A 2,382-nucleotide genomic window follows, 5' to 3' on the forward strand; every position below is an offset into this window, starting at 1 on the left:
CAGTCTCGCGGATATGGCGGCGGTCGAGGGTCCGGTGATCATGCGCGAGTGTTGGTGGCCGGGGGGCTTTCAAAGCAGCATCATGGCGATCCCGCAATCGATTAAGGCCGCGGTGTGGGAGGCGTTCACAGCGGCACCTGCGGACCACATGCAGCGGTTCGCTTCCGATCAGGAGTTTCTTGAGACCTGCCGGGAAGTCAATTGGCGCCTGTGGCAAGACATCTGCCCTGGTCAACTGTGTTCGTACAAGTTGGACGTTCAGCGTCTCGGCCTCGTTCCGGCCGGCGTTCGCGCGGTGGTTTTCCACGGCAAGCCCCGGCCATGGGAGGTGGGTTGGTGAAACCATTCGAGCAACGCGGCAACGCGATCATCCGGCGCCTGCCCCCCGACGCAAAAGTGGTAGAGGTCGGCGTGCTGATCGGCGCGCTATCGGAATATCTCCTCCGGCGGCGTGGCGACATCAAACTTTACAGGTCGACAACTGACGGCCGACGCATCGGCAGCCGGACCACTATCGCGTCACCGGAGACCTGAAACGAAACATTTGCCGCGCGTAAATAGCCAGCCGTGAACAATAAGGAGGTCGCGCTGCGAGCCGTTTGTGGCGGCGTTGGAAAGAAGCGATAGGAAGTTGCAAGATCTGAACCAGCTAAGCACGAACGAGAATCTACGGAGGTTTTTATCTTTGACACCGATTCTTACAAAATGGCTGCGTACCGTTCGCAGCATCTATTGTACTTAGTTCGGAGGGCAGTAATATGACGGACATAGACCAGATCAGGACAAAGATAAAACGCAGCCAGCAGCACACTTTTCCGCTGTATATACATGAATTTGGCCTAGAAATGGCTGTAAACGAGGGTGTGCTTTCACCACATGAATTCCAGGGTTGGCGTTGGTATACCGAGAATTTTCCTCCTGTTGTCGGGAAAAGTATCCTGGAGATCGGCTGCGGCTTCGGCCTCCCTGGACTGTACCTCGCGAAACTCGGCGCGTTGTCCTTGGTTGCCTGTGATATCGATCCTAGGGCGGTCGCGAACACGTTAGAAAATGCTGCAAGAAATGGCATCGACAATGTCGAGGTAATCGAAAGCGACATCTTTACCAATATTCCGCCCCGCCGAAAATTCGATTTTATATTCTGGAACTGTCCGTCGGACTATGCGCCGAATGACTATGAGTATCGGGACGACCTCGAACGAGGAGCCATCGATCCGGGTTATAGATTGCTCAGCCGCTTTCTATCGGAAGGCCCAGAATTCCTAACAGAGTCGGGCAGCATGCTCTTAGGCTTCCCCAGTGGCCATCGGGACGATCTGCTCTCGGAAATCATCGTCGCAAACGATCTCGAGTCCGTACTTCTCGGGTCCGGCACCTACCCTCACGTGAGCGCGATCTACAGACTGTTCTCCATACGCAAAAGGGGCCCAAACGCATGATACCAGAACCGTTGCATTAAGTGCATGGAAGATCGTCAAAGCATCAGGGTGATCGCATTTCAAAAAAGGGCCAGGAGCTGAGCGAGGTAGGTGTCGTCCCAAGCGGCGCGCTTGAACTTACCGCGCAAGGAACCTTTGGTGGGGTCCTTCTGCATGACGTTGATGGCCATGTGGCGCAAAACGGCGAGGTTGTTTGGAGCGTTGCCCACTCGGCTCCTGTCCTGATCCTCGTTCATGACGACATCGAGCCGCCAGTGCAGGCGGTTCTCGACGCCCCAGTGCGAGCGAACGACCTCATTGAAGCGTTTGGGGGGAGCACCAGTCCCGTCGAAGGACAGATCAATCGTCTCAAGACCATCAAACGCCAGATAAATAGGCCAACGTCAGATCCTATCTCTCCTCGGTACACCGCCGATAGTTAACATTAAAGCGGCGCTCGACGCCTGATAGCTTGCGAAACTTTGGGGCTTGAGAATGGCAGTATTCGTCGATGCCATTGCCTAGCATCTTCTCTACCTGGCATCTTCTCGAAAGGACAGGATTCCTCTGCGGGCCGCGCTATTCAACCACGTTTCGCCTTGTCCGATTTCCGACGATGTCGGATACGCAACGTAGCAGAGCCAGGTCTATTGGGCTGATTTGAAAACGTTTTCGTGTTTGGCACGGGAGATGAGGGGCTATCGGCGAACGCGTCACGGACTGAAGAGAACCGCCCCATGATCACGCTCACCGAAAATACCGCCGCCGCGGGTCTCCAGGGTCCAGAACGATCCAAAGATGAGGCTCGAGAAAGTGCTGGCAGATGAACACGGGTGCTCGCGTCCCGCTCGGGCGGCGAATTCGAGCCTCGCCATGTAGCTGAGACGGTGCCGAGTGCCCGTACCGGGAACGCTCGGCGCCTGCCCACCCCTCAGCCAGCTGAGTGGGTCTCATCACGGCTCGG

Annotated in this window: 2 protein-coding genes and 2 pseudogenes; 3 read left to right on the forward strand and 1 reads right to left on the reverse strand. The window is 56.3% G+C overall.

Translation table 11 applies throughout. From position 1 onward, the window contains the following. The 3 genes and pseudogenes from NKH83_RS31450 to NKH83_RS31460 form a co-directional block, all read left to right on the forward strand. Nucleotides 1-340: pseudogene (locus NKH83_RS31450) on the forward strand (hypothetical protein); the annotation flags it as partial. After that, nucleotides 337-534, forward strand: a complete 198-nt coding sequence (locus tag NKH83_RS31455) for a hypothetical protein (RefSeq protein ID WP_352809047.1) — start codon at nt 337-339, stop codon at nt 532-534. The pseudogene NKH83_RS31450 and the gene NKH83_RS31455, both read left to right, overlap by 4 nt. A gap of 224 nt (nt 535-758) precedes the next feature. Next, the gene (locus NKH83_RS31460) at nt 759-1,439 is read left to right on the forward strand and encodes a methyltransferase (RefSeq protein ID WP_352809050.1); all 681 of its coding nucleotides are present in this window, start codon (nt 759-761) and stop codon (nt 1,437-1,439) included. A 59-nt stretch (nt 1,440-1,498) separates the two neighbouring features. On the opposite strand, the pseudogene NKH83_RS31465 reads toward NKH83_RS31460, so the two are convergent. Beyond that, nucleotides 1,499-1,747 (reverse strand): annotated as a pseudogene (locus tag NKH83_RS31465) (ISAs1 family transposase); the annotation flags it as partial. Nucleotides 1,748-2,382 lie beyond the last annotated feature (635 nt).

Origin of the sequence: Mesorhizobium sp. M0909 (assembly GCF_040319515.1) — a bacterium.
In the GTDB taxonomy this organism is placed as follows: domain Bacteria; phylum Pseudomonadota; class Alphaproteobacteria; order Rhizobiales; family Rhizobiaceae; genus Mesorhizobium.